Raw genomic sequence first — 24,458 nt, forward strand, 5'->3', positions numbered from 1 at the left:
GAAAGCCGCGCATAGATCATGCCTTGCGCATCCCCAAGCGCCACGCCGGCGCCCTCCAGCGCGCGCAGATAGGCGACGCCGGTCGCCAGCACGAACGCCAATTCCTGCACTTCCGATCCGCCGGCGTCATGGATCACCCGTCCGTCGGCAACCGCGAACGGACCCTTGAAGCCCATGGCGGCGAGGCCTTTGATCGCGCCGGTCACGGCGGGCACGATCTCCGGCCAGGCATAGGGACTGGATCCCCAGACCGCGCAGGCGCCGATCGGGTCGAGGCCGAAACGAATATCGCAGGCCGCGGGATCGAGGCCTTTGCGCTTCACATATTCCGCGACGTGAATGGCGGCCATCCGCGACTGCGGACCGACCTGAAGTTCGATCGATATCCCGGCATCGACGAAAACGCCGCCGAGGACTTTCTCGACCGCTTCGGCTGTCGGCTCCAGCCCAAAGCCATGGGCGCCATTGGCGCCCGCGAAGACCAGCGTCAGCCCGGTGGCGCCGTTTTCGAGGTCGTGCAGCGCCTGGGCGTTGGCCTCTGCCGCGTTCGGATGATCGATCCGCTGCATGATCTGCCAGGGCGCGGCCGCGGGCCGTCCGGCGACCGGTGCGGCGCCGCGGGCGCGCGGATAGATCGGGTCGATCTTCAGGCCATCGGCGGTCTTGCCGACCAGTTTCTCGAACGGCGCGCCCTTCAGCACGCCATCGACCAGCTTGCGCCAGTCGTCATAGGTCGCAGGCGCAAAATCAGCCGCCAGGCGCAGGTCGTCAGGTGCAGAGGTCATTCGGCAGGGTGCTCCCGGGCGCCGTTCTTGTTGTTAGGTCGGAAATTGCCACGTGACGGCGGCCAAGCCAAACGGTTGTTTTCGGGATCAGGGGGCGGTTTCCGGTCAGCTCAGGTCGGGTAACCGCTCGATTCCGGCGGTGGATAGCGTGGCCAGGGCGGAGGCAACGCTTCGACCCGCAATGACACGGTCCGGGGCAATCTCGGCGAGCGGCACCAGCACGAAGGCGCGCTCGAATGCCCGCGGATGCGGCAGCGTCAGTTCCGGCTTTTGCATGGAAACGTCGTCATAGGCGATCAGGTCGAGATCGAGCGTGCGCGGGCCCCAGCGCCTTTCGCTGGCGCGGTCGCGGCCGAACTTGCTTTCGATCTTGTGCAGCGTGAACAGCAGTGCGTGGGGGTCGAGGGCGGTTTCGATTTCGATGCAGGCATTGATGAAAGGGGCCTGCTGCTCGTCGCCCCACGGTGGGGTGGCGTAGTCGGACGAACGCGCCTTGAGTGCCGCTTGCGCCATGCCGCAAATATTGGCGATCGCCTTTTGAAACGTCGCGCGGACGTCGCCGACGTTGCCGCCAAGCGCGATCAGAACGTCAGCCATGCGACGGTGCTTGCCGCGTCCGCGTCAACACGACGCCGACATCCTCGAAAATCGCGGCGATCGGCGCGTGCGGCTTGTGAACGGTGACCTTGACCGCGCTGATGCGCGGAAATGCCGCCAGGACGGCGTCGGCCACCGCGCCGGCCGCGCGTTCCAGCAGCTTGTAATTGGCATTCTTGAACGCCGCGGTCGCGGTCGCCACCACATTGGAATAGGACACGGTGTCGGCGAGGCGATCGGTGCGCGAGGATTCCGACAGATCGGTCGAGAGTTCGAGATCGATGACAAAACGCTGGCCGACTTCGGTCTCATGTTCCATGACGCCATGGCGGGCATGAATGACGACGCCGGTGATGAAGATCATGTCGGTCATCGCTTGTCCCGGATTGCCGCCGCCACGCGCAGTGCCTGCACGGTTTCCGCCACGTCGTGGGTCCGGATGATGCGCGCGCCGCCCTCTGCCGCAATCAGATGCGCCGCAATCGAGCCGCCAAGCCGCTGATGCGGCTCGGATGGCGACACCGAACTGATAAAACGCTTGCGCGATGCGCCGACCAAGAGCGGCAGGCCGAAAGCGTCGAGTTCGCGCAGCCGGGCCAGCGCGATCATGCTCTGATCGGGCGTCTTGCCGAAGCCGATGCCGGGGTCGAGCACGATGTTTTCACGTGAAATGCCCGCTCTGGTCGCGATCTCGATCGAGCGGGCGAAGAAGGCGGCAATGTCCTGCATGATGTCGATGCCGGCGTCGGCGCAGTCGCGGTTATGCATGACGATCACGGGCGAACGGCGCGCCGCCAGCAGGGCGGCCATGTCCGGATCGCGCTGCAGGCCCCAGACGTCGTTGGCCATGGATGCACCTGCATCGAGCGCCCAGCCGACGACCGCCGACTTCATGCTGTCGATGGAGACGGCAACACCGAGCGAAACCACGTCGGCGAGGATCGGCTGCAAGCGTTTCAGTTCCTGATCGGCCGAGACTGGCTCCGCGTCGCCATAGGGGCGGGTGGATTCCGCGCCGATGTCGATGATGTCGGCGCCCTCGGCGATCATGCGGCGCGCCTGCGCGAGCGCGGCCTCCGGCGCGATGAACTGGCCGCCATCAGAAAACGAATCCGGCGTGATATTCAAGACGCCCATCACGGCCGGATACGGCCTGGACAACAGCGCCGGCAACAGCGCATGACCGGCGGCGGCCGCCGGGGCGGGTCTGGAGGTGGTCGCGATCATGCGGTCGCTTTGCGCGGTCCGTGCATGGGAGTCAAGACGCCCGCGCACGTTCGCAGCAGCCGGGGCGAGCCGTTTCCGCCGGGCCTTTGAGCTTCGGTTCCGATTGATCAGAACCGAAGCTCCAGATTCTATTCTTGTCTTGACGCGTTTTCTTTACGCGAACCGGTGTCCACTTCGCTCGAAAACGCTCTAATAGCTGATTTTCGGCTCGAGCTTGCGGGCCTGCGCGATCAGCTGCTCGACCGACTTTTCCGAAGGCAGGACGCGGACGAGTTTGCGCTTGGTATTCACTTCTTTCATATTCTGCGCCAGGCGCGCCGGGTTGCGAAGGGCGAGTTCGCGAACCGTGGTGACGCCTGCGGCGCGCACCAGCCCGACCTTGGCCTTGCCCATGCCGGGAATCCGCATGTAGTCCGAAACATTGGCCCATTCCAGCAGTTGCTGTTCGCTGATGCCGGTCTTTGCCGCCAGCGTCTTGCGGCCCTTCACGGTGCGGGCCGCCTCGAGCAGGCCCTCGGTGGTGCGAATGCCCAGCGACTTGAGTTTTGCAGCGGCGAAGGATGGCAGGCCATCAATCTCGGAGATTGGATATGTCATGGTACTCGATTTGAAAAAGGTGCTTAAGCGAACTGGCTGAGGCCCGGTGTCCCCTTGATGATCTCGCCCATCTGGTCCGCTCCGATTTTGTCACGGCCGAACCTGAAAAGTTCACGCGCGACCTTCTGAATGTCGCCCATACCCAGACCAAGCCCCATCAGCTTGGTGCCGAGCGCCATCAGGCCTCCGCCCATCAACCTTCCCAGACCGCTGCTCTTGCTCGAGGCTGCGATCGCAGCCTCCGCGCCCGGAATCTTGTCGATCAATGCCTGAACCTTGTCGGAAGGACCCTCGTTGCGGAGGAAACCCAGAATGATGCCGATGGTCTTTTCGGCGACAGCATTATCGATGCCGGCCTTTGCAGCCAGCTGCCCAATCAATTCGTCCATATTAGCCCGCCCTCATCCGGTTTCGCGCCGGATCATCCTTGCTTGTGAATTTATCTTGATCTGACGCGCCGCGAATTACAAGCGACGACCGCCTTCCATGCTTCGATCGCGTGGCGAGTGTTGCAGCAATGCAAGAGCAGGTGCGGATTTCGCGAAAAAATTGTCGCACCAGGCCTGTTCGTTGCAACTTTGGTCGCGCATCGCGGCAGGCCGCTCGATCCGGTTTCAACGAATGGGGGTTTCCGATGCCCTGAAGGGGGCGTTGACCGGTTTCAATCGGCTTGCAAGATGCAGTATGATGCCGATGTCGGGCAGTTGAAGCCCCCGATGCGCGAAGAGGCGATGTAATGGCAACCCCCGATAACAAATTGGCCGATACCGGCGAGAAAATTTTCATCGGGAAGGGTGAGCAGCCGGCGTGGCTGACGCTCGGGCTTGCCAATCGCCATGGCCTCGTCACCGGCGCTACGGGAACCGGAAAAACCGTTTCGTTGCAGGTGATGGCGGAAGGCTTTGCGCGCGCCGGCGTGCCGGTGTTCGCCGCCGACATCAAGGGAGATCTCTCCGGCATCGCCGAAGTCGGCGAAGCCAAGGATTTTATCGTCAAGCGGGCCAGCGACATGGGCCTCAGCTTCCAGCCCGACCAGTATTCGACGGTATTTTGGGATGTATTCGGCGAGCAGGGCCATCCCGTGCGCGCCACCGTAACCGAAATGGGACCGTTGCTGCTGTCGCGGATGCTCGATCTCAATGACGTGCAGGAAGGCGTGCTGAACGTCGCGTTCCGTGTTGCCGACGACAACGGCCTTACGCTGATCGACATGAAGGATCTGCGGGCGTTGCTGGATGCGATTGTCCCGGACACCGGCAAGAAGGGAGCCGATGGCGACGACGACCCGCTGGCTCCGGTCCGCAAGGCCGCGCAGGGGTTCGGCAATGTCACCAAGGCGACAGTAGGCACCATCCAGCGCCAGTTATTGGTATTGGAAAACCAGGGCGCGACGAAATTTTTCGGCGAGCCGGCACTGACGCTGAAGGATTTCATGCGCACCGACAGCGATGGCCGGGGCATGGTCAATATCCTGGTGGCGGACAAGTTGATGCAGAGCCCGCGGCTGTACGCGACCTTCCTGCTCTGGATGCTGTCGGAATTGTTCGAAGAGCTGCCGGAGGCGGGCGATCCGCCAAAACCCAAGCTCGTGTTCTTCTTCGACGAGGCGCATCTGTTGTTCAACGATGCGCCGAAGGCGCTGATGGACAAGATCGAGCAGGTGGTCCGGCTGATCCGTTCCAAGGGGGTCGGCGTCTATTTCGTGACCCAAAATCCGATCGACGTGCCGGACAAGGTGCTCTCGCAGCTCGGCAACCGCGTGCAGCACGCGCTCCGCGCCTTCACGCCGCGCGATCAGAAGGCGGTCGCCGCCGCCGCTCAGACGTTCCGGCCCAATCCGAAGCTCGACACGGCCAAGGTCATCATGGAGCTGGGCAAGGGCGAGGCGCTGGTGTCGTTCCTGGAAGGTAACGGCACGCCGGCGATGGTCGAGCGCGTCATGATCCGGCCGCCGTCGGCGCGGATCGGACCGATCACGCCGGAGGAACGCAAGGTGATCATGGACAATAGCCCGGTGAAGGGCAAATACGACACCACGATCGACGCCGAATCCGCCTACGAGATGCTGCAGAAGCGCGTGGCCGGGACCGCGGCGCCCGCGGACGGGTCGACCGGCGGCGGGGGAATTCTCGACAAGATCGGCGGCATCGTCGGCACGATTTTCGGCACCAACGTTTCGCGCGGACGATTGTCGACCGGTCAGCTCATCGCGCGAAGCGTCACGCGCTCGATCACCACCAAGGTGGTCGGGGGGGCGGCCGCCGATCTCGGCAAATCCGTCGCCGGCTCGATGGGCGGTTCGGTCGGCCGCGCGCTGGTGCGCGGCGCGCTCGGCGGCCTGCTGCGGCGATAAAGTTCGATCATTCGCCGCGGCGTGATCTCCCTCTTATTTTGCGGAAAGCCTGAGCGTGCTGAGATACCCGTCGCTGCGAGCCCCGCTCGATATTCTCTTTCTGGTCTGCTGTATCGCGCTGACGGCCGACGTACTTGCTCCGGAGATTTGGGGAAGCGGAAAGACCAAGGATTACCCGCTCTGGTTCTGGGCAGGCCAGCAGGTCCTTCACGGCGGGGATCTCTACCCCAGCGATCCCAGGGCCTATTTCGAATTCATCTATCCGCCGTTGCCGGCGGTTCTGCTGGCGATCCCCGCATATTTCGGCAAGCTGTTCCTCTATACTTGCCTGTCGGTCCTGAACGCGGTCGCCTGGTGGATGACGGCGCAATTCTCCAACGCGATGGCGGGATCGGGACAAAGACCCGGGCCGTGGCTGTTTGCGCTGCCGGGTTTTGCCACGGTTACCTTCGTCTTCGACATGTTCGATCTCGGGCAGCCGAATCTCGTGCTGCTGGCGATGATGCTGTTCGCCTTCTGGCTGCTGCAGCACGAGCGGCCGTGGATGGCCGGAAGCATGTTTGCGCTGGCCACAGCGATCAAGGTTTTTCCGGTGGCGGTGTTTCCCTATCTGCTCTGGCGGCGGCGGTGGGCCGCCGCCGCCAGCATGACCATCTTCACCGCGATCTTTCTGTTCGCGCTTCCGGCGCCGGTGCGCGGCTTCCAGCACAATGTTTCCGAGCTGAAGACGTGGTTTCAGGGCATGGTGGGAACGAGCTCGGAGCAGGGGTTCGGACAGCGCGGCGAGCAGAACTGGTCGTGGGTCAACCAGTCGATCATCGCGGTGACGCACCGGCTGACGCGCCCGGTCAATTACAACCAGGATAATGCGGCCAAGCCGTCCGCCACCATGAATCTGATCGATGTCAGCTTCAAAACCGCGAACTGGATCGTGCTGGCGATTTCGCTGGCGATCGGGCTGGGCTTCATCGCGGTCATGCCGCCGCGCGCGCGGATGACGCCACGCTCCGATGCCGAAGAACTCGGCATCCTGTTTTGCCTGATGACGGTGGCCTCGCCGCTGGCCCGGCAGTATTATTTCATGTGGCTGTTCTTTCCGATCACGGTCCTGATCCACCGGGCGGCCTATGATCCCCGTGTCGCCGTGCGGGCAGGCACATGGGCCGGACTCGCGGTCGCGGGGCTGCTGATGTGCCTGTCATTTCCCGTGTTCCCGAACGACCTGCAGGCGTACGGGAACAACCTCGCCGCCGCGGCCGTGATTGCCGGGGAACTGGTCTGGCATATCCTGCATCCGCCGCCGGACGAGGTGACTGGCTCGCCGCCTCCGGCGGAGCTACAAACCGAGCAGCAGAACCAGTCCTAAGGAAATTTGCAGATGTCCAACGCGCCGCAATTGCAACCGGTCCTCGACCGCATCGACGCCGATTTCGACAACAGCCTGGAACGGCTGTTTGCGCTGCTGCGGATCAAATCGATCTCGGCCGATCCGGCGTTTGCCGGCGATTGCAAGGCGGCCGCCGATCATCTGGCGAAAGACATCGCGACGCTCGGTTTCTCGGTCGAGGTCAGGCCGACCGCCGGTCATCCCGCGATCGTCGCCAAGAGCAACGCAGAGAGCAACGGCAAAGGAAACGGGCAGCCGCCGCGGCCGCACGTGCTGTTCTACGGTCACTACGACGTCCAGCCGGTCGATCCGCTCAACCTCTGGCACCGTCCGCCGTTCGAGCCGGCGGTGACCACGCATGCCGACGGGCGAAAGATCATCGTCGCGCGCGGCGCCCAGGACGACAAGGGACAGCTGATGACTTTCGTCGAAGCCTGCCGGGCCTGGAAAACCGTCACGGGTTCGCTGCCGCTCGACATTACCATCGTCATCGAGGGCGAAGAGGAAATCGGATCGAAGAATTTCGTTCCGTTCCTCGAGAAGACCAGGGACGAGCTCAAGGCCGACTTCGCGCTGGTGTGCGACACCGGCATGTGGGACCCCAACACGCCGGCGATCACCACGTCGCTGCGCGGGTTGCTCTATGAGGAAGTGAAGATCAAGGCCGCCAACCGCGATCTGCATTCCGGCATCTTCGGCGGCGGCGCGCAGAATCCGATCCGGGTGCTGACCCGCATCCTCGGCGGCATTTTCGATGAGAACGGCCACATCACCATCCCCGGTTTTTACGACGGTGTTAAGGATCTTCCGCCCGATGTTCTCGCCCAGTGGTCGAAACTCAATCTGACGCCGGAAAGCTTTCTCAAGCCGATCGGGCTTTCGATTCCCGCCGGCGAGAAAGGCCGTCTGCTGATCGAGCAGATCTCCTCGCGCCCGACCTGCGACATCAACGGCATCTTCGGCGGCTACACCGGCGAAGGCTCAAAGACGGTGATCCCCGCGGAAGCCTCCGCCAAGGTCTCGTTTCGCCTCGTGGAGGGCCAGGCGCCCGACAAGATCCGAAAAGCCTTCCGCGACTACGTCACGGCGCGGCTGCCGGGCGACTGCAGCGCCGAATTCGGCGACCATTCCAGCGCGCCGGCGATTGCGCTCGACTGGAACATGAAGCCGCTCGCCGCCGCCAGGCGCGCGCTGACCGAGGAGTGGGGCAAGGAAACGGTGCTGATGGGCTCGGGTGCCTCGATCCCGATCGTCGCCGACTTCAAGCGCACCCTCGGCCTCGACACCGTGCTGGTGGGGTTCGGGCTCGACGACGACAACATCCATTCGCCGAACGAAAAATACGACCTCAAGAGCTTCCACAAGGGCATACGGTCGTGGGCGCGGATACTTGCCGCCCTGGCGGCGGCACCGAAGGGATAGGAAGGGAAAGTCGGTCCGCGTGGGGATCGTCTTATTTGCCCAACTCGTCCAGAAGCCGCAACACGTCCTTCGACGCGGCTTCGACGTGCTGGATTTCTTTCAGGGCGCCGTGAAGGTCGCCGGCCTCGAACAATTTCGCCGCGTGCTTTCCGTGCTGATGGACGAGCGCGTGAGGGTTTTCCAGCTGGGTGAATGCGCGATGGCTTCGGGAGTCACGCGAGGCATCGCCGTAATACCATTTGCCTAGGCGGCAGGAATGGTGGTCGGCCAGTTCATCGGCTTTCAGTTTGACGCGTCCCACCGCCATGTCGGCAAGGCGTTTTTTCCAGATCACGTGATCGGCCTTTGCAAGACGCGGGATTTTGTTGTCGAACGAAAATTTAGAGATATTCAGCAGTTCCTCGCCTACCAGGCCGTGAACGACGTCAAGCTGGCTGGAAATCGCCACCACCTGTTTGACGCTCTGCTCCGTCATGGCTGCGATGGAGGAAACGCCTTGAGCGATTTCTCGGGAGGCATCGGTCTGCTGGTTCAGGATGTCGGAGATTTCGGCCATTCCGGTGGTCACGCTGGATACCTGCTTGCTGACGCCGGCCATCGCCCCACTGAGCGATGCGACGACGTCACGGCTTCCCACTGCCGCGCTTGTGCAATCGGACATCGCCGCAACGATGGTCTGGATCTCGACGCGAAGCTGGTCGATGCGGGTCCTGATATCCACGGTGGCCCGGCTGGTCTGCTGCGACAGGCTCTTGACCTCGGTCGCCACCACGGCAAAGCCTTTGCCGGCCTCGCCGGCGCGGGCGGCCTCGATCGTGGCGTTCAACGCCAGAAGGTTGGTCTGTTTTGCAATCGCATCGATCGAACCGACGATGGTTCCGATCGCCTCGGACGCTTCGCTCAGGGCGGTGATTTTCTCCGCTGCCAGGTTTGCCGTGGTGCCCACGCGGTCCATCGCCGCCGAGGCGGCATCGGCGGTCGACATGCCTTGCTCGGCACTGGCGCGCATTTCCGCGGCATTCCCGGTCGCCGCCTGCGCGGTGGCCCTGATCTGCCCGATCGATGCCACCAACTCCTCGCTCGCCGTTGCCAGCGACTGGGTGCGATGGTCCACTTCGCGCGAGGTCCCGAGCAGGTGGGCGGTTGAGATCGCCGTCTCGCTTCCCTGGATGCTGAGATTGACGATGCGATCGAGATCGCCGGATGTGCTCAAGGCAAGCCGTTCCAGCAGTCTGCCGATGGCGGCAGAGAGCGGATCCCGCCCCGCCGGGCGTGCAACGTCGAGCCGGCCGTCGATGATCGCGTCGACACACGCAATCAAGGCCTGATCGCGTGCCTCGATCTCGGCCAGCCGGGCCGGAAGGGCTGCATCGGCCGATTTTCCCGCGCCCTGGGTGCGACGGGGCTGCGCCGTGGAAGAAAAGGACGAAAGAATAGACATGCTGCCCCCAATCGGCGGTTCTCGGCCGGTGCAGGCAATGTTGGTGGTTTGGGTTAATTTCGAACGAATTTTCCCTGCGTGAACTACGGAGTCACGAACCGCCGCGCAAAAACGCCGCCCGGGATTGGGCGGCGTTTTGATTCGTAGTGCAGAGGTTGTTGCACTCAATATTACATCGAAATCCCAAGATTTCAATTCTTGTAGCTGGGGTCGAGGCGGTCGACCTTGCGCAGCAGCGCCGGCCATACCAGCGTGGTCGAGCGCAGCTCCTGCCGATTGGGATCGGCGAACAGGCTGGCGTTCTTGTCCACCACGGCCGGATCGACCGGATAGGCCGTCGGGCCCAGCATGCGGGTGCGAACCTGCATGGTGCAGGCGCGCTCCAGATGGAACATGCGCTCGAAGGCGGACGCGACCGAGCGGCCGACCGTCAGCGTGCCGTGATTGCGCAGCAGCATGTGGTTCTTGGTGCCGAGGTCCTTCTGCAGGCGCGGACGCTCGTCATGATCGAGCGCGATGCCTTCATAGTCGTGATAGGCGAGATCGTGGGTGACGAGCTGGGCGGTCTGGTTCAGCGGCAGCAGGCCTTCCGTGCAGCTCGCCACCGCCGTGCCGTCCGGCGTGTGCAGATGTAGCACGCAGCCGGCGTCTTCGCGGACTTCGTGGATCGCGGAGTGGATCGTGAAGCCCGCCGGGTTGATGCTGTAGGGGCTCTTGGTGAGCTGGTTACCGTCGAGGTCGACCTTCACCAGGCTGGAGGCGGTGATCTCGTCGAACATCAGGCCGTAGGGGTTGATCAGGAAATGGTGCTCCGGTCCCGGCACGCGCGCGGAGATGTGGGTGTCGACCAGATCGTCCCAGCCGTAATGCGCGATCAAGCGGTAGCAGGCGGCCAGATTGACCCGCTGGCTCCATTCGGCCTCCGTCATATCCGACGGCACTTCCTTCAGGCGAGCTTCCGCTGGCGACATGACTGGCTTCTCCCGTTTGGATTGTTGTTCGGCATCAGCCTAGCGCTGCGAATGGTTTGCAGCAAGACGCAGGCCTTGCGCGGCAGTCATGCTTCCTTGGGAGGATTCGTCGTTAAGGCGCCGGAATCGCCAGCAGGCTGGAAATGCTGCGCCCGCGGATGTCGTAGACGCGGGCGAACACCACGTCATCGCGCTTGATCTCCACCAGAACCGGCGCGGTCAGGCCCTTGCAGTAGAACTCGCCGAGCGTCATCGCGAAGTCGGCGGCGTGGCTGTCCCAGCCGATCGTGAAATCGGGGCCGAGCGCGACCTGCGCCGGGCGCTGCGGACCGCATACCGCGACCTTCCATTTGCGCCCCTTGGGCGGGACTTCCTGCCGTTCGGCGATTTCCTCGCGCAGGCCGTCGGAGGCCTGCTTGAGAGCGAGGCCCCAGTAATCCAGCATAAAGCGATCGTCGGCCGCGCGCACCGTGCCCGCGATATGATTGAAATGGGTGTACTGGTAGGGGTGCAGCCGGATCATTTCTCCGAGCGGCAACAACAGGCCGAAGGCGAAGACGGCGACGGCTGCCGGTTGCCAGCTGCGCCGGTTTTCACCGAGCCGGTCCATCCCCCACGCGAATGCAGCGCCGGCGAGTACCGCCATCGGCGGGATCACGAAAATGAAATGACGGATGCCGTTGTAGAGGGCCGGGCGCTTCACCATCGCGATCAGGAGCGGCAGCGTCGCCGCCGATGTCAGCATCAGGAGGATGGTCTTGCGCCGCGCCGCCACGTCGCCGCGCGGCAGCACCATCAGCGTCGCGATCACGCCGGCGATCAGCAGGCCGAGCAGCACTTCGGGAAGCTGCAGCGCAAACAGCGTCGGCAGATACGACCAGGGCATGTCGGGCACCGACACCAGCGCGCCGTCGAACATCTCCTTCCAGGGCTTCTCGAAGAAGTGCGAGAAGTAGGTCAGGGCCTGGAACGGATTGTCCGGTTCCATGATCGACCACGGCCAGATCAGCCCCATCACAAGGTAGCCGAGGATCAGGCCCGGCATGAGCACGTAGACGACATGCAGGAAGCGTTGCGCAGCCTCTCGCGCGCTATGGGTCTTGATCTCTTCCACGAACAACGGCACGAAGCCGGCCAGCGCGTAGACCAAGGCGAGCCCGCCGAGAATGCGCGAGCCGATCGACAGCCCGGCGCCGAGCCCGACAATCAGGATGGTCCGCGGCGAAGGGTCGGGATATTCCTCGGCCAGCCGGACCAGCCCCAGCATCAGGATCACCATCGCCACGGCGAACGGCGCATCCTTCGGATTCATGAACATGTGCCCGTAGAAGGTTGGGCACAGCGCCAGCAGCAGCAATGCCGCGAGACCGGCGAGCGGACCGCCGACGCGCCGGCCAAGCCGCCACGTCACCGCGAGCCCGATCACGCCGACGATAGCCCCGAGCAGGCGGCGGGTTTCAAACAGCTCTAACGGGATGACCTTGTGCAGCAGCGCGGCCGCCATGTCGAAGCCGCCGCCATACATATAGAGATTGGCGAACGACAGCGCGCCGGTATCCTTGAAACCGGAACCGTACATGCGCAGCAGGAGATCGGCATATTCGGCGTGGGTGTAATCGTCCCAGCCCAAACCGTAGTCGCGGAAGGTCAGACCCGCGATGATCCCGACCACAGCCAGCACCAGGATGGCGAGATCGTCGCAAGTCCGTTCCACCGAGCGCCGCGCGGGCGTGTCGAAGGCCGAAGTCGTGATGGATGACATGGCTATTGGTAACCCGGCGTGCCTCTTGGCCCAGCTGTGGCGCTCTTGGGCCTCGTTCCCCGGCATCCATATAGCGCAGTTCCCTTTCCAAGTAATTGGCAATTGTGGCTTAATTGCCCTGACGCAATGCAGCAATCCCACAAACCGTGGCCTTCATGCGCCAGGTTTTGCTTGCCGGACGAGGGTTATGCCGGGATCCTGATCCTTTACGGGAACCGCCCCGGCAATTGTCCGTTGGCGATGCGCACAATATGACGGTAACGTGGCGTAGGCGGCTTGGGCCCATTTCGAGGGCGCGGCCGGGGGGTGATTCGATGATGCTTTTGGTGTTGATCGCCGGGATTGGCCTTCTTGTGGCCGGCCTCGTGACGGTCGGTCTCGGAATCGAGCTGGACCTCAGCTTCGGAAACACCTTGCTGCTCGCGGGCGCGATTGTGGCTTGCACCGGGGTTTTGATGCTCGGACTTTGGATCGCCGTCCGGGAGTTGAAGGCGATCGCGCGGCAGCTTGCCGATCTGGCTGCGCCATTGCGGGTGGGAACCCTGCAGTCGTCCGCAGGCTTGAGCGCTGCGCTGGGCGATCAGGCGCCGGAAGACGGCGGGTTCGTGTTCGGCCGCGAGCCCGGGCCGGAACATGCAGGTCACGCCGAACCGGTGGTGCCATTACCCGCTCCGCCATGGCTCGAGGAGGCCGCATCGCGCGGGCGCGGCGAGGCTCCGGGCCCTGCGCCTGTCGATTCCCCGGCGGCAAGACCGCGGCGCAATCTGCTGTTTTCTTCCTCGTCGAAGAAGGAGCGCGAGCGCGCCCAGGCGCGGGGGGCGGAACCCTCCGTAGCCGATCTGTCTTTGGCCGGTTCTGGTCTTGCATCGCCCGTCGCACCGGAGCCAGCGGAACCGGATTCGACCGCGACCTTCGAAGACGCCTGGCCGATGTCGGAACGTCTCCGAGCCTCCGACGCGCCATTGCCACGGCGTAGCGGCCGGACTCCATCGACCTTTGCCGATGCGGCGGCTGGCGCGGCCGCAGCAGATCGCGTTGCGGCGGCTATGCGCAGCGAGGATCAGCCAGAGGTGACGGTGCTCAAATCCGGCGTCGTCGATGGGATGGCTTATTCGCTGTATTCGGACGGCTCAATCGAGGCGCAAATGCCCGAAGGCATGATGCGGTTCGCATCCATCGACGATCTGCGCGCCCATCTCGACCAGCGTCCTTGAAACCGGAACGATTGCGGCGTGCTTCCTTGAAAAATAACGCGCGTTTTTCTTGTCACATCAGCAGTAATCCGCTCATATCTGACAGTAGTTGCAGATTCCGATAGCGTATAACCGCTGGCGGATACTGTATCCGCAAAGATCGAGACCTCGAAGGGTTCAGCCATGAGCGACGGCGCCGGCAAGAATTTCATCGACCTGACCGCGAGTATTGTGTCGGCCTACCTCAGCAACAATCCGACGCCGGCTTCCGAGATCCCGAACCTGATCGGCCAGATCCATGCCGCACTGCTGCGGGTTTCGGCGGGCCGGGTCGAGACGCCCCTGGAACCGGCCAAGCCAGCCGTGTCCGTGAAAAAATCGATGACCCCCGATTATCTGGTGTGTCTCGAGGACGGCAAGCGCTTCAAATCGCTCAAGCGTCACCTGCGCACGCAATACAGCATGACGCCTGAACAATACCGGGACAAATGGGGCCTGCCGGCCGATTATCCGATGGTCGCGCCGAACTATGCGGTGGCGCGCTCGGATCTGGCCAAGAAGATGGGGCTTGGCCAGCAGCGGCAGCGGCGAAAATAGTTCAGGATATTCAGGCGCTGCGCAGACTTGCTTCCGATGCGGCATCGCGGCCGACGAGTTTCGCGTATTCCGCGATCGGATGCGGCCGGCCCATCAGGTAACCCTGCACTTCATCGCAGGATTCTGCCGCAAGAAAATCGAGTTGGGCCTTGGTCTCGACGCCCTCCGCCAGCACCGGCAGATTGAGCCCGTGGGCCAGCCCGATGACGCCGCGCACAATGGCCGCCGACTGGGGATTGTTCGTCACCTTCGAGGTAAACGACTGATCAATCTTGATCTTGTCGAACGGGAACGATTGCAGATAGGACAACGACGAATATCCGGTGCCGAAGTCGTCCATGGCGATGCGAACGCCGAGGGTCTTGAGGCGTCGCAGGATCGAGACGCCGCGGGCGAAATCCCCGACCAGCACGCCCTCGGTGATTTCGAGTTCCAGCCGGGTCGGTGAGAGGCCGGTTTCCAGCAACATCGCATGAACCAATCCCGCAAGATCACCGTGGAGGAACTGCACGGGCGACAGATTGACCGCGATCTGGAGCGGATGCGGCCACGACGCCGCTTCGCGGCAGGCCTCGCGCAGCACCCATTCGCCGATCTGCATGATCAGACCGCTTTCCTCGGCAACCGGAATGAAGGTTCCCGGTGAAACCATGCCGCGCTGGGGGTTGTGCCAGCGCACCAATGCCTCGAAGCCGATCACCTCGCCATCGATCCTCGACAGCGGCTGATAGTGAAGACAGAGCTCGTTCCGCGCGATGGCGAAGCCGAGCTCGTGCTGAATGGCGCGCCGCTCGCGCAGCCGCTTGTCCATTTCGATCTCGAAGAAACGCGTCATGCCGCGACCGGCAGCCTTGGCGCGGGTGAGTGCGGCATCGGCATTGTTGAGCAGCGTCGTTGCGTCGGAGCCGTCGGCCGGAAAGATGGCAATGCCAATGCTGATGCCGACGTGAAGATGCTGGCCGTTCAGTTCCAGATCGGTTGCGACCGCCGCGTGGAGACGTTCGGCGAGGATTTCGGCGAGCGCCGGGTGATCGCCGTTCGGCGTGACGAGGGTAAACTCATCGCCCCCAATCCGCGCCAGATAAGCCTCGCCGGCGAGCACGCGCAGTTGTTGCGCAAGCTCGCGAAGCACGCCGTCGCCGGCCGCATGGCCGAACACGTCGTTGATCTCCTTGAAGCGATCGAGGTCGATGCTCAGCACGGCGAAGGATTCTTCGCCCGCTTTCGCGGGGTCGATCCTGCCGGTGAGATGGTCCAGGAAGGCGGCGCGATTGGGCAAATCCGTCAAGACATCATGATTTGCGAGATGCTGGATGCGGGCTTCCGCCTGCTTGCGCTCGGTAATGTCCTCCGAGAGGCTGAGGAGGTAGCGTTGTTCGCCGGTCTCGTCCGGTATCGAAAGATTCCTGGTCGTCAGGATGCGCGTGCCGTTGTGTGGGGTGTGAACCACGTGCTCGTCGATGGTTTGCAGCTCGCGTGTGCGCAAGGCTTCGCCGGCGAGCGGGAACAGGTCGTTCACGGTTTCCTTGCCAGGCTGACCATCGGTGAGCCTGCCGATCAGGTCGCCGCGCGCTATCCCGAAAATGGCTTCGGCGGTGCGGTTGATCAGGACATAGCACCGATCGCGCGCATCCTTGACGGCAACCGACACCGGCATGTTCTCGATGATGTTGTCGAGAAAGTTCTGGGTGCGACCGAGCTTTGCCGCAGATGCATCGAGAGCCTCCAGCTGACGAAAATGCATCAGGGAAATCGTCAGGCCGGCGAGCGCCAGCGCGAGGAAGAGACCAAGTCCGATGCCGGCGCTTTGCCACATCACGGTGCGCAGAAAAGGCGAGATCGGGACGTCGATCACGAACGCGCCGATGACGTCGCCGAGATGCCATTGCAGCTTTCCCGGCTGCAGTGCATTATGACAGCTAACGCAACTCTGTTCGTGCGCCACGGTGGGATAGACCGTGCGGAACATCTGTTCGCCCTTGACGTCGAGCAACTCTGATACCGGTTTTGGGTTTGGCGTCGACGCGAAGGTCTCGATGGTGAGGGCCATCTGGACGTCCGATGGCGGCGTCAGGATCTCTCGTCCCGGGCGACCGACCGAGGCCAGGCGAAAATCGGAATTATCGCCGTTCTGCTTGTTGAAGGACTCGATGGCGTGGGCCCGGAACGACGCCGGAACCGGCGCGTCTTTTCCGATTTGCGATCGGACTGCCGAATAGTTGGTGACGAAGGCGTCCACCAGCTGGAGCGCGATGATCTTTTCGCTGCTCTTGTGTTCCTTGAACCAGTTCAGGCTGAAATAATAGAAGCCGTAGCCGACCGTCACTGAGAGCGCGGCGCAGAGGCTGAGGTGCAGCATAAAGCCGCGACCGGATCGCGACCGCAAGAAGCGCCAGACCGGCCGAAGCTCACTCATCCGTCAACACTCGGTTTGCCGCTGGATAATGCGATAAATGCCTTAAAAACAGGTTGACCTGACATCGTCAGGTTGTTTCACAAGGTTAATGCTTCTGAGCAGTTGCCGCTCACGGCGCCGTGAACAAGGGACGCTTGAGCCCAAGCCCACGCTTAAGTCATGGCCCAAATCTCAGGAAGCGGCGGCAAGCGCCTCGCGGGCGTCGGACCGGATGCGCTCGACCATGGCGCGCAGGCCGTTGGAGCGTTGCGGTGTCAGATGATCGCGAAATCCGAATTCGTCGAACACCGCCAGCGCATCGGTCGCCAGAATTTCCTGCGGCGTGCGGCCGGAATACAACGTCAGCAGGATCGCGATCAGTCCGCGCACGATGTGAGCGTCGCTGTCGCCGAGGTACTTCAGCAGCGGTTCGCCGGCACTGTCGCGATCGACGCGCCTGGACAGCCAGACCTGGCTGGCGCAGCCCTGCACCTTGTTGGCTTGCGAATGCTCGGCTTCCGGCATCGGATCGAGCATGCGGCCGAGCTCGATGACGTACCGGTAGCGGTCGTCCCAATCGTCCAGCAGCGCAAAATTATCCCTGATTTCGTCGATCGTCATCGTGTCCCGCGCTCAATCCCCAAAGCCATATATAGGATGGCGGGGGATCGAAAGCGATATTGTCCGGTCAAAAAGGAAATAGTTCCACGGCCGGGTTTGGCGTCAAGGCACGCCGCGCCACGCGGCCTGCAGATCGTCGGGCGTCAGGGTGTCGCGCGGCGCGGCGGTCGCGGACTGAGCATCCGTATTGTCGACGCTGCCGATCGAACCGGTACGATCGGGCGCGCGCTTGTCGGTGATGATCTGGTACAGCTTGCGCGCACCGTCCTGGGCGCGGTGGCCGATCACGGTCGCGGCCTGGCCACCCACTTCACACGCGGCCGGCTGGCGCTTGCAGAACTGACTCATGTCCGATACCGCCGCCGTCGCAGCCGACACGGCTTCGGATGCACCGACCTGAGGCAGCTTGTCCGATTCAGGTGTCTTCTCTCTTGGCAGCAGCACGAGCACCAGCCCGAGCCAGAATGCCATGCGAAGTAGAAAGAACATCTCGCGATCCCGGCCGTCTTTTCGGTTCCGTTGCGGTTGATCCCGCAATTCATCTCTGACTAACAGCCGTCGATAAATCGCAAGTGTTTGCCTTGAGTTTAAATCGCCGAAGATTTGCCAAGAATCCGAATCATTGGATTCGGTGTAAATTTTCGATTGATGGCGATTTTCCGCAAGATAGCGGACGTCTGGGCTCGCTACCATTTCGAAACCATAATGGTCGGGTGCTGGAAACCCGACGTTCACCATTTACATCGAATGAACGTGGCGCGCGTTGCGAAAAAGTCCGCGAACTCGCGCTCTTCGACGGCGCGCCTGTCGTGCCTTAGCGTTCGCTTAATGTCGCTCTGACACGGTGGGTCAACCATAAGGGGGCGTTCCGGCCCGTCCATTTGACGATCCAGCCGAAGCGCGAAAGCCGTGACTGTTTTGAGTATCATTCAAGAATGCCTCGATGCCTTGCTGCATCCTTCCGCGCGTTACGACGCGCTGACGAGTGCGCGTCATCGCGCCTTCATGGCGCCGCGGCTGCTCGGGAGTCTGGTGGCCTTCGCGGCATTCCCGGTCTATCTGGCGTTGCGCGGCGCGCCGAGCGCGCTTGAGGTCGCGGCCTTCGCCTGGCTCATCGCGCCTATTCTGCTGTCGTGGTTTCTGTCGCGCACCGGCCGCTACGAGGGCGCCCATGTGCTGTCGTCGCTGGCGCTGTCGGGTCTTGTCCTGACCCTGGCGATGACCACCGGCGGCATCGAATCCTTTGCCGCGGTCTGGCTGGTCGTCGTTCCGCTCGAGGCGGCGCTCTCGGCATCGCGCCGCGCGGTCGCGTTTGCCTCGGCGCTTGCGCTGTCCTGCGCCGCGCTGCTGATCGCATTGGGGCATTTCGGCCTGTTGTCAGCGCCTGAAGCGAACCCGCTTCTGCGCAACATCTTCATGGCGTTCGGCGTCGCGTCGGCGACGCTTTACGCTGCGGGACTGGCGTTCGCCGCCGAATCGCTGGCGCGCACCGGCGTCGCGCTGCTCAACCTCGAGGAAGATCGATATCGCCTGCTGGCGCGCAACATGAGCGACGTGATCTCGCGCCATCGCCGCAACGGTGCGGTACAGTTCATTTCGCCCGCCGCGGAGACGATGCTGGGCACGCAGGTCACCCGGCTGCTCGGCCACGGCCTGTTCGAGCGCGTCCACGTCGCCGACCGTCCGGCCTATCTCACCGCGCTTTCGGACGCGGCGCGCGGCGGCGAGGCGCGCAGCGTCGAATTTCGTCTCCGGCGCGATGCTCCGCGCGGCGGCGAGCGGAGTTATCAGCAGGTGGACTTCATCTGGGTCGAGATGCGTTGCCGGCCGCTCGAACCGGCGTCGCAGACTGCGGCAGGTGAAGCCGAGGTCGTCGCCGTGATGCGCGACGTCACCGACCGGAAGCTGCAGGAGCAGGCGCTCGATGTGGCGCGCACCGAAGCCGAGCAGGCCGATGCGGCCAAGACCCGCTTCCTCGCCACCATGAGCCACGAACTGCGAACGCCGCTCAACGCCATCATCGGCTTCTCCGAAATGATCGTGCAGGAACAAGCGCTGATGCTGGATGCGGCACGCCGCAGGGAATACGCGCAACTGATCAACGATTCCGGCCAGCATCTCTTGTCGGTGGTCAACGGCATCCTCGATATGTCCAAGATGGAGACCGGCAATTTCGAGATCGCGCCGGAACCATTCGCGCCGCGCGCGGCGCTGATCAATTGCTGCAGCCTCCTGGCGCTGAAGGCGCGGGAGAACGGCATCGATCTCGTGACCCGCATTCCCGAGGATCTGCCGGTCATGACCGGCGATCCGCGTGCATTCAAGCAGATATCGCTGAACCTCGTCTCCAACGCCATCAAGTTCACCGAGCGCGGCGGCACGGTGACGGTGTCCGCGGCCGTCGAAGGCGCGCGGCTGCTGCTTCGCGTCACCGATACCGGCGTCGGCATCGCCGCCGACGATCTCAAGCGGATCGGCGATCCCTTCTTCCAGGCCGGCAAGACCTATCAGCGCCGGCACGAAGGCACCGGCCTTGGGCTGTCGATCGTCAAGAGCCTGGTCGCCTTGCACGCCGGCGAATTGACGGTACAAAGCAAGATTCACGAAGGTACCACCGTGACGGTCGCGTTGCCGCTGACGTTCACGGCGCCGGAACCATCGAGCAATATCGCGACGCTTACGCCGGCGGCGCGATCCGCGAACCCGGACCAAGCCCATCAGGTGAAGAAAAGTGCCTAGAAAAATTGCGAGAAATGACGACACGCCGCGCCGCCGCCGCGGCGCGCGCGCCGTGGCGGTCGAGGCCGAGCGCGGCCTGGCGATGCGAATTCTGCTGCACAGCCCGAAAGACACGGTTGCGGGCCTGCTGGCGTTTGCCGCTGTCAGCGCCATCCTCGCCAACGCGCTGTTCCTGCAGACCGGACATCATCCGGCGCCGATGTTCGGCTCGGTTATCGTGATGCCGCAGGCGGGACCCGTTTCCGCCAATCTGTTGCCGCGTCCGCGCCCGGTCGATGCCGACGCAGCCGTCTCCGAACCGAGGGTTATCGAACTGCGGCCTGTCGAACCGAGGGCCGCCGAACCCAGAGCCACCGAGCCCAAGGCCGTTGAGCCCAAGGCCATTGAGCGACCTGTCGAGCAAAAGCCGGCAGATCCCCTGGGCAGTCTGGTCAAGGCGACCGGTGCACCGCCGGCAACGCCTTCCAGTGTATTGCGGCCGCCGGCGCCGATCCCGGCTTTGGCGCGTGCGGAGCCATCGGGCCCGCGCCGCGTGGCGGCGGTGCAGCGCGTGCTCACCGAATACGGCTATGGCCAGCTGAAACCGACCGGCACCGCCGGCACGGATACCCAGGCCGCGATCGTCAAATTCGAGCGCGAGCGCAAGCTGCCGGTGACCGGGCAGGTGTCCGATCGGCTGGTGCGCGAACTCGCCGCCGTGATTGGCCACCCGATCGACTAGCAGGGCGGCTCGGACGTTCGCTCCAGAAAGCCGCGCAACCTGCCGCCGTGCCGTGCCGGGATAAAGGCGGTTTAGCCGCTTGCGCCATCGCGGAACGTGCTAGGCACGGGCCGGACATCAGAAGGAGCCGGCGAGGCCGCATCATGGAAACCAAACCGCCGATTCCGCGCGCGATCCTCGTTGGCGTCCAGACCCCCGACGTCGACGACGTCGCGCATGCCGCGAGCCTCGAGGAACTGGGCCGTCTGGTGAAGACGCTCGGTTACGAGGTCATCGGCACGGTATCGCAGAAGCGCGACGATATCGGGGGCGCCACGGTGCTCGGCAAGGGGCGGCTCGAGGAACTCGCGGCGTTAACCGGCGGCACGGGCGAGGTCGGATCGATGGCGATCCAACGCAAGTCGAAGGCCCGCGAGCGCTTTGACGACGCCGCCGAGAAGAAGCCGGATGCCAGGCCGGCCGAGGCCGGTCCGCAGGCAAGACCGGAGTTTGTGATCGTCGATCATGACATCTCGCCGAGCCAGGCCCGCAATCTCGAGCGCGCCACCGGGGCGCAGGTCCTCGACCGGACCGGGGTGATCGTGGAGATTTTCCATCGCCACGCGCACAGCCGCGAGGCGAAGCTGCAGGTCGAGATCGCGCGGTTGAAATACGTCTCGCCGCGTTTGCGCGAATCGTCGGGCGGCGGACGCCAGCAGGGCGTCGGCGCGGGCGAGTCCGATCTCGAACTCGATCGCCGCAAGATCCGCGACCGCCTCGCGGAGCTGAAGGGACAGCTGGAGGCCATCCAGCGGGACAACGACCAGCGTCGGGCGGCGCGTCGCGACCAGCTCCGGGTCGCGCTGGTCGGCTACACCAACGCGGGAAAATCGTCGCTGATGCGCGCGCTCACCGGCAGCGAGGTGCTGGTCGAGGACAAGCTGTTCGCGACGCTCGATACCACGGTCCGCGCGCTGCAGCCGGAAACGCGGCCGCGCGTGCTGGTCTCCGATACGGTCGGGTTCATCAAGAAGCTGCCGCACGATCTTGTCGCGTCATTCCGATCCACGCTCGCCGAGGCGCTCGAGGCGTCGCTGCTGCTGTTCGTCGTCGACGCCTCCGATCCGACCTACGAATCGCAGCTCGAGGTGAGCCGCGGCGTGCTGCGCGAGATTGGCGCGGACGCGGTCCCGTCGCTGCTGCTGCTCAACAAGATCGATCGCGTGGGCGAGGCGGATCGCGCCGCACTGCGCGAAAAGCATCCTGACGCGATCCTGCTGTCGGCGAAGTCGCCCGGGGACGTCGCCGCGCTGCGGGAGACGATCATCGGGTTCTTCGAGGCTGCGATGGTGGATGACCAGCTGGTGCTGCCCTACGCCAAGCAGGGGCTGCTCAGCGATGTCTATGAGAATGCGCGCGTGCTCTCCGAGGACTACGACGCCACCGGCCGGATCATGCAGGTGCGCGGCCTGCCGGGCGCGATAGCGCGGCTGCGAAGAACGCTGGCTGCTTCCTGAGTTCGGTCGAAATCGAACCGGATTGCTGCTGCCAATCATAAGCGCGTCATATTTGGCCGGTCACAACTCGGTCACTCCGGCGGCGGTGAGTCAAGTTCATCGCAATGGCCGGCTAGCCTGCAGGCTAGCTTCGGCCATTGTGCTGGCTTATCGTCTGCCCCATGCGATTGAAATCAAGCATTTGGGTAGCGGCCTATCTGCGCCGCTGCCAGACCGCCGGGGTATTCGGCGCCGTGCGCAGGCGCGGCGCGGAAGAAGCCGGGGCGGTTTTCGTCAAGGTGGCGCTGCTCGACGGCAACGCCATGCTCTACATCCCGGCGCCGCAGACGGTTTATGACGACAGCCGGCCGATCGAGCGCTTCTTCATGCCGATCTCGAAGGAGCCGATCCCGGAAGCCTCGGTGGAAGAACGCCTCGTCAAGGAAATCCGCTTCGATCCGGATGCCTGGATCGTCGAGACCGAGGACCGGGCAGGGCAGCATTTCCTCGATCTGGCGAAGGCCTAGTGCTCCCCCAAGGCCGGTGGCTTCATCCTTCGAGGTCTGGACCCGCGTGGTGAGGAGCGCGGCAACGCCGCGCGGCTCGAACCAGGAGGCATTATACCCTAATCGGACATGGCGCGGACATACGCGCGGCGTGCCGCATCTTACCACCAGCCTCGTTGCACCGGACGGTAGTACTGGCCGCCGCCCCGGCGCGTATCACCAGTTTGGGAACCCCAATTGCGCTGGAAAAAGGAGCCGAAGCCGTCGTCGTCCCATCCGTTGCCGCTCGCAACGTTGGCGTCGACCGTAGGTCGGCGCGTCACGAAGCCGCCCTGGGGCTGGTTGTTCAGCACCGCGATGAACTCGGTGCGATAATTGGTCTCGCGGCTCAGCGGCTCGTCCGAGATGATGATCGACGATCGCGGCAATGCAGTCGGGGCTATGCGGCCGAGCACGTCCTGCGGGATGGTGATGCGGTCGAGCGCGTCCTTGGCATCGTCCCCGTTGTCGACCGTGACCACGCTCCAGCGCAGGCCCGCGTCGTTGCGCGCCATCGCCGTGAACACATGCGTGCCGATCGGCTTGTCGGGATTGCGGATTGTGACCGGAACCTCGATGGTCGCATTGAACACCTCGCCGCCGCCGTCCGGTGCCGGCCTATGTGTGTTGCGCCGCACGTAAAGCTTCTGCGTCGCGCGGCTGATGTAGACCGAGACCGGCTCGAGCGCGAGCGTCGCCTCGCTCGCCGCATTGGCGGCGTCGGCCTTCCTTGCCTGGGCCGCCTTGGCCGCTTCCTTTGCGGCGGCGGCTGCGTCGAGCTTCGATTGCACGTCCGCCTTGGCGGTGTCGAACTGGGTCCCCAGGTCCGCTGCCTTGGCGGCGGCCTTTTGCTTGAAATCCTCGGCCCGCGCCCTGGCCTGGTCCGTCTTCGCGGCTGCGAGCGCCTTGTCGGCGTAGGCGAGCACGGCGTCGGCGCGGGTCTTGAGCCCCTGAAGCTTGCGCAGCGACGTCGTCAGCGACGCCGTCTCGCGCGCCGCTGTCGCAGCGGCTTTCTTCGCCACATCGGCCGTCTTGGCAGCCGCCGCCGCCTCGCGGGGGAGCGCCTCGGCCTTGGCCGGCGCGGCCGCGATGGCCTCCCGGTTCGGCACGAACAGCGCTGGATGGGAGAACTCGACCGGCTCTGTGTCATTCGGCGAGATGATCACCCGCATCCCGATCCGCGTCGTTTCGAACAGCTTCTCGGCAAAGCCGTAGGGCATCCGCACGCAGCCGTGCGAGGCCGCATACCCGGGCAGCGGTCCACCGTGCAGCGCGACGCCGTTCCAGGTGATGCGCTGCATGTTCGGCATCCAGGCATCGTCATACAGGGTCGAGTGGTGGTCCTTGTCCTTCTCGATGACGGCGAAGACGCCGGCTGGCGTCTCCCGTCCCGTGATGCCGGTCGACACCGGCGCGCGCCGGATCCAGCCGTCGGCGTCATAAAAAGTGACCTGCTGAGTCTTGATCGACACGATCGCCATGATCGGCTCGCCTGCGTCGCGTGGCGCCGTCGCCTCGGTGGGTGGCGCGGGGCGCGCCTGTCTCGCGGCGGCGTCGGCGTTCAGCGCCGTCAACGCGGCCATCGCTGCGAGCATCACAATGGCTGGAGGTCCCCAACGGCGCATCGCCA

The 24,458-nt window shown here is 64.0% G+C and carries 22 protein-coding genes; 9 read left to right on the forward strand and 13 right to left on the reverse strand.

Features of this window, described 5'->3' with window-relative positions:
• The 6 genes from QZ213_RS05985 to QZ213_RS06010 form a co-directional block, all read right to left on the reverse strand.
• Window positions 1–785: methylmalonyl-CoA mutase family protein (locus QZ213_RS05985; protein ID WP_291685143.1), on the reverse strand; the 785-nt coding region annotated here is incomplete at its 3' end.
• A gap of 105 nt (window positions 786–890) precedes the next feature.
• Entirely contained in the window at window positions 891–1,382 is a 492-nt protein-coding gene (gene folK / locus QZ213_RS05990) for a 2-amino-4-hydroxy-6-hydroxymethyldihydropteridine diphosphokinase (RefSeq protein ID WP_291685144.1), read from the reverse strand.
• On the reverse strand, window positions 1,375–1,755 hold the full coding sequence (gene folB / locus QZ213_RS05995; RefSeq protein WP_291685145.1) for a dihydroneopterin aldolase: 381 nt from the start codon (window positions 1,753–1,755) through the stop codon (window positions 1,375–1,377). Before folB ends, folK begins: the two co-directional genes overlap by 8 nt.
• On the reverse strand, window positions 1,752–2,609 hold the full coding sequence (gene folP, locus QZ213_RS06000; protein ID WP_291685146.1) for a dihydropteroate synthase: 858 nt from the start codon (window positions 2,607–2,609) through the stop codon (window positions 1,752–1,754). Before folP ends, folB begins: the two co-directional genes overlap by 4 nt.
• A 189-nt stretch (window positions 2,610–2,798) precedes the next feature.
• A complete protein-coding gene (locus QZ213_RS06005) occupies window positions 2,799–3,206 on the reverse strand; it encodes a DUF4332 domain-containing protein (RefSeq protein WP_291685147.1) in 408 nt (135 codons plus the stop codon).
• 23 nt (window positions 3,207–3,229) lie between these two features.
• Window positions 3,230–3,595, reverse strand: coding sequence for a DUF2267 domain-containing protein (locus tag QZ213_RS06010; protein ID WP_291685148.1), 366 nt, complete (start codon window positions 3,593–3,595; stop codon window positions 3,230–3,232).
• 347 nt (window positions 3,596–3,942) lie between these two features.
• Here QZ213_RS06010 and QZ213_RS06015 point away from each other — a divergent pair, with 347 nt between their 5' ends.
• The 3 genes from QZ213_RS06015 to QZ213_RS06025 are packed head-to-tail and all read left to right on the forward strand — an operon-like array spanning window position 3,943 to window position 8,368.
• On the forward strand, window positions 3,943–5,559 hold the full coding sequence (locus QZ213_RS06015) for a helicase HerA-like domain-containing protein (protein WP_291685149.1): 1,617 nt from the start codon (window positions 3,943–3,945) through the stop codon (window positions 5,557–5,559).
• A gap of 55 nt (window positions 5,560–5,614) precedes the next feature.
• The gene (locus tag QZ213_RS06020) at window positions 5,615–6,925 is read left to right on the forward strand and encodes a glycosyltransferase family 87 protein (protein ID WP_291685150.1); all 1,311 of its coding nucleotides are present in this window, start codon (window positions 5,615–5,617) and stop codon (window positions 6,923–6,925) included.
• Between the two features lie 12 nt (window positions 6,926–6,937).
• Window positions 6,938–8,368 (forward strand): M20/M25/M40 family metallo-hydrolase, encoded by a 1,431-nt coding sequence (locus QZ213_RS06025; RefSeq protein ID WP_291685151.1) that lies wholly within the window; start codon window positions 6,938–6,940, stop codon window positions 8,366–8,368.
• A 31-nt stretch (window positions 8,369–8,399) separates the two neighbouring features.
• On the opposite strand, the gene QZ213_RS06030 is transcribed toward QZ213_RS06025, so the two are convergent.
• The 3 genes from QZ213_RS06030 to QZ213_RS06040 form a co-directional block, all read right to left on the reverse strand.
• Window positions 8,400–10,004 carry a methyl-accepting chemotaxis protein gene (locus tag QZ213_RS06030; protein WP_291685152.1) on the reverse strand — a complete coding sequence of 535 codons (1,605 nt, stop codon included), beginning with the start codon at window positions 10,002–10,004 and terminating at the stop codon, window positions 8,400–8,402.
• Entirely contained in the window at window positions 10,001–10,780 is a 780-nt protein-coding gene (locus QZ213_RS06035) for a class II aldolase/adducin family protein (RefSeq protein ID WP_291685153.1), read from the reverse strand. The genes QZ213_RS06030 and QZ213_RS06035 overlap by 4 nt, the downstream gene beginning before the upstream one ends.
• Before the next feature lie 112 nt (window positions 10,781–10,892).
• Window positions 10,893–12,542, reverse strand: coding sequence for a glycosyltransferase family 39 protein (locus tag QZ213_RS06040; protein WP_291685154.1), 1,650 nt, complete (start codon window positions 12,540–12,542; stop codon window positions 10,893–10,895).
• A gap of 155 nt (window positions 12,543–12,697) precedes the next feature.
• Here QZ213_RS06040 and QZ213_RS06045 point away from each other — a divergent pair, with 155 nt between their 5' ends.
• Together QZ213_RS06045 and QZ213_RS06050 are read left to right on the forward strand one after the other, a co-directional pair.
• Window positions 12,698–13,756 carry a DUF308 domain-containing protein gene (locus QZ213_RS06045; protein ID WP_365885048.1) on the forward strand — a complete coding sequence of 353 codons (1,059 nt, stop codon included), beginning with the start codon at window positions 12,698–12,700 and terminating at the stop codon, window positions 13,754–13,756.
• Between the two features lie 162 nt (window positions 13,757–13,918).
• The gene (locus tag QZ213_RS06050) at window positions 13,919–14,332 is read left to right on the forward strand and encodes a MucR family transcriptional regulator (protein WP_291685155.1); all 414 of its coding nucleotides are present in this window, start codon (window positions 13,919–13,921) and stop codon (window positions 14,330–14,332) included.
• Between the two features lie 10 nt (window positions 14,333–14,342).
• Here QZ213_RS06050 and QZ213_RS06055 read toward each other — a convergent pair whose 3' ends face one another.
• The 3 genes from QZ213_RS06055 to QZ213_RS06065 all read right to left on the reverse strand — a co-directional run bounded on the left by QZ213_RS06055 (window position 14,343) and on the right by QZ213_RS06065 (window position 17,837).
• Window positions 14,343–16,748 (reverse strand): EAL domain-containing protein, encoded by a 2,406-nt coding sequence (locus tag QZ213_RS06055; RefSeq protein ID WP_291685156.1) that lies wholly within the window; start codon window positions 16,746–16,748, stop codon window positions 14,343–14,345.
• A 171-nt stretch (window positions 16,749–16,919) separates the two neighbouring features.
• Entirely contained in the window at window positions 16,920–17,348 is a 429-nt protein-coding gene (locus QZ213_RS06060) for a SufE family protein (protein ID WP_291685157.1), read from the reverse strand.
• Window positions 17,349–17,450: 102 nt separating this feature from the next.
• Complete coding sequence (locus tag QZ213_RS06065; protein ID WP_291685164.1) at window positions 17,451–17,837, reverse strand: DUF5330 domain-containing protein; 387 nt, start codon at window positions 17,835–17,837, stop codon at window positions 17,451–17,453.
• A 420-nt stretch (window positions 17,838–18,257) separates the two neighbouring features.
• On the opposite strand from QZ213_RS06065, the gene QZ213_RS06070 reads away from it, so the two are divergent.
• The 4 genes from QZ213_RS06070 (at window position 18,258) to QZ213_RS06085 (ending at window position 22,810) form a co-directional block, all read left to right on the forward strand.
• Window positions 18,258–20,087, forward strand: a complete 1,830-nt coding sequence (locus QZ213_RS06070; protein ID WP_291685158.1) for an ATP-binding protein — start codon at window positions 18,258–18,260, stop codon at window positions 20,085–20,087.
• A complete protein-coding gene (locus QZ213_RS06075) occupies window positions 20,080–20,808 on the forward strand; it encodes a peptidoglycan-binding protein (RefSeq protein ID WP_291685159.1) in 729 nt (242 codons plus the stop codon). Before QZ213_RS06070 ends, QZ213_RS06075 begins: the two co-directional genes overlap by 8 nt.
• Before the next feature lie 143 nt (window positions 20,809–20,951).
• The gene (hflX, locus tag QZ213_RS06080; protein WP_291685160.1) at window positions 20,952–22,304 is read left to right on the forward strand and encodes a GTPase HflX; all 1,353 of its coding nucleotides are present in this window, start codon (window positions 20,952–20,954) and stop codon (window positions 22,302–22,304) included.
• A 161-nt stretch (window positions 22,305–22,465) separates the two neighbouring features.
• Window positions 22,466–22,810, forward strand: coding sequence for a DUF1491 family protein (locus QZ213_RS06085; protein WP_291685161.1), 345 nt, complete (start codon window positions 22,466–22,468; stop codon window positions 22,808–22,810).
• 140 nt (window positions 22,811–22,950) lie between these two features.
• Here QZ213_RS06085 and QZ213_RS06090 read toward each other — a convergent pair.
• On the reverse strand, window positions 22,951–24,458 hold a 1,508-nt coding region (locus QZ213_RS06090; protein WP_291685162.1), incomplete at its 5' end, for a L,D-transpeptidase.

Source organism: Bradyrhizobium sp., from assembly GCF_017881085.1.
Classification (GTDB): domain Bacteria; phylum Pseudomonadota; class Alphaproteobacteria; order Rhizobiales; family Xanthobacteraceae; genus Bradyrhizobium.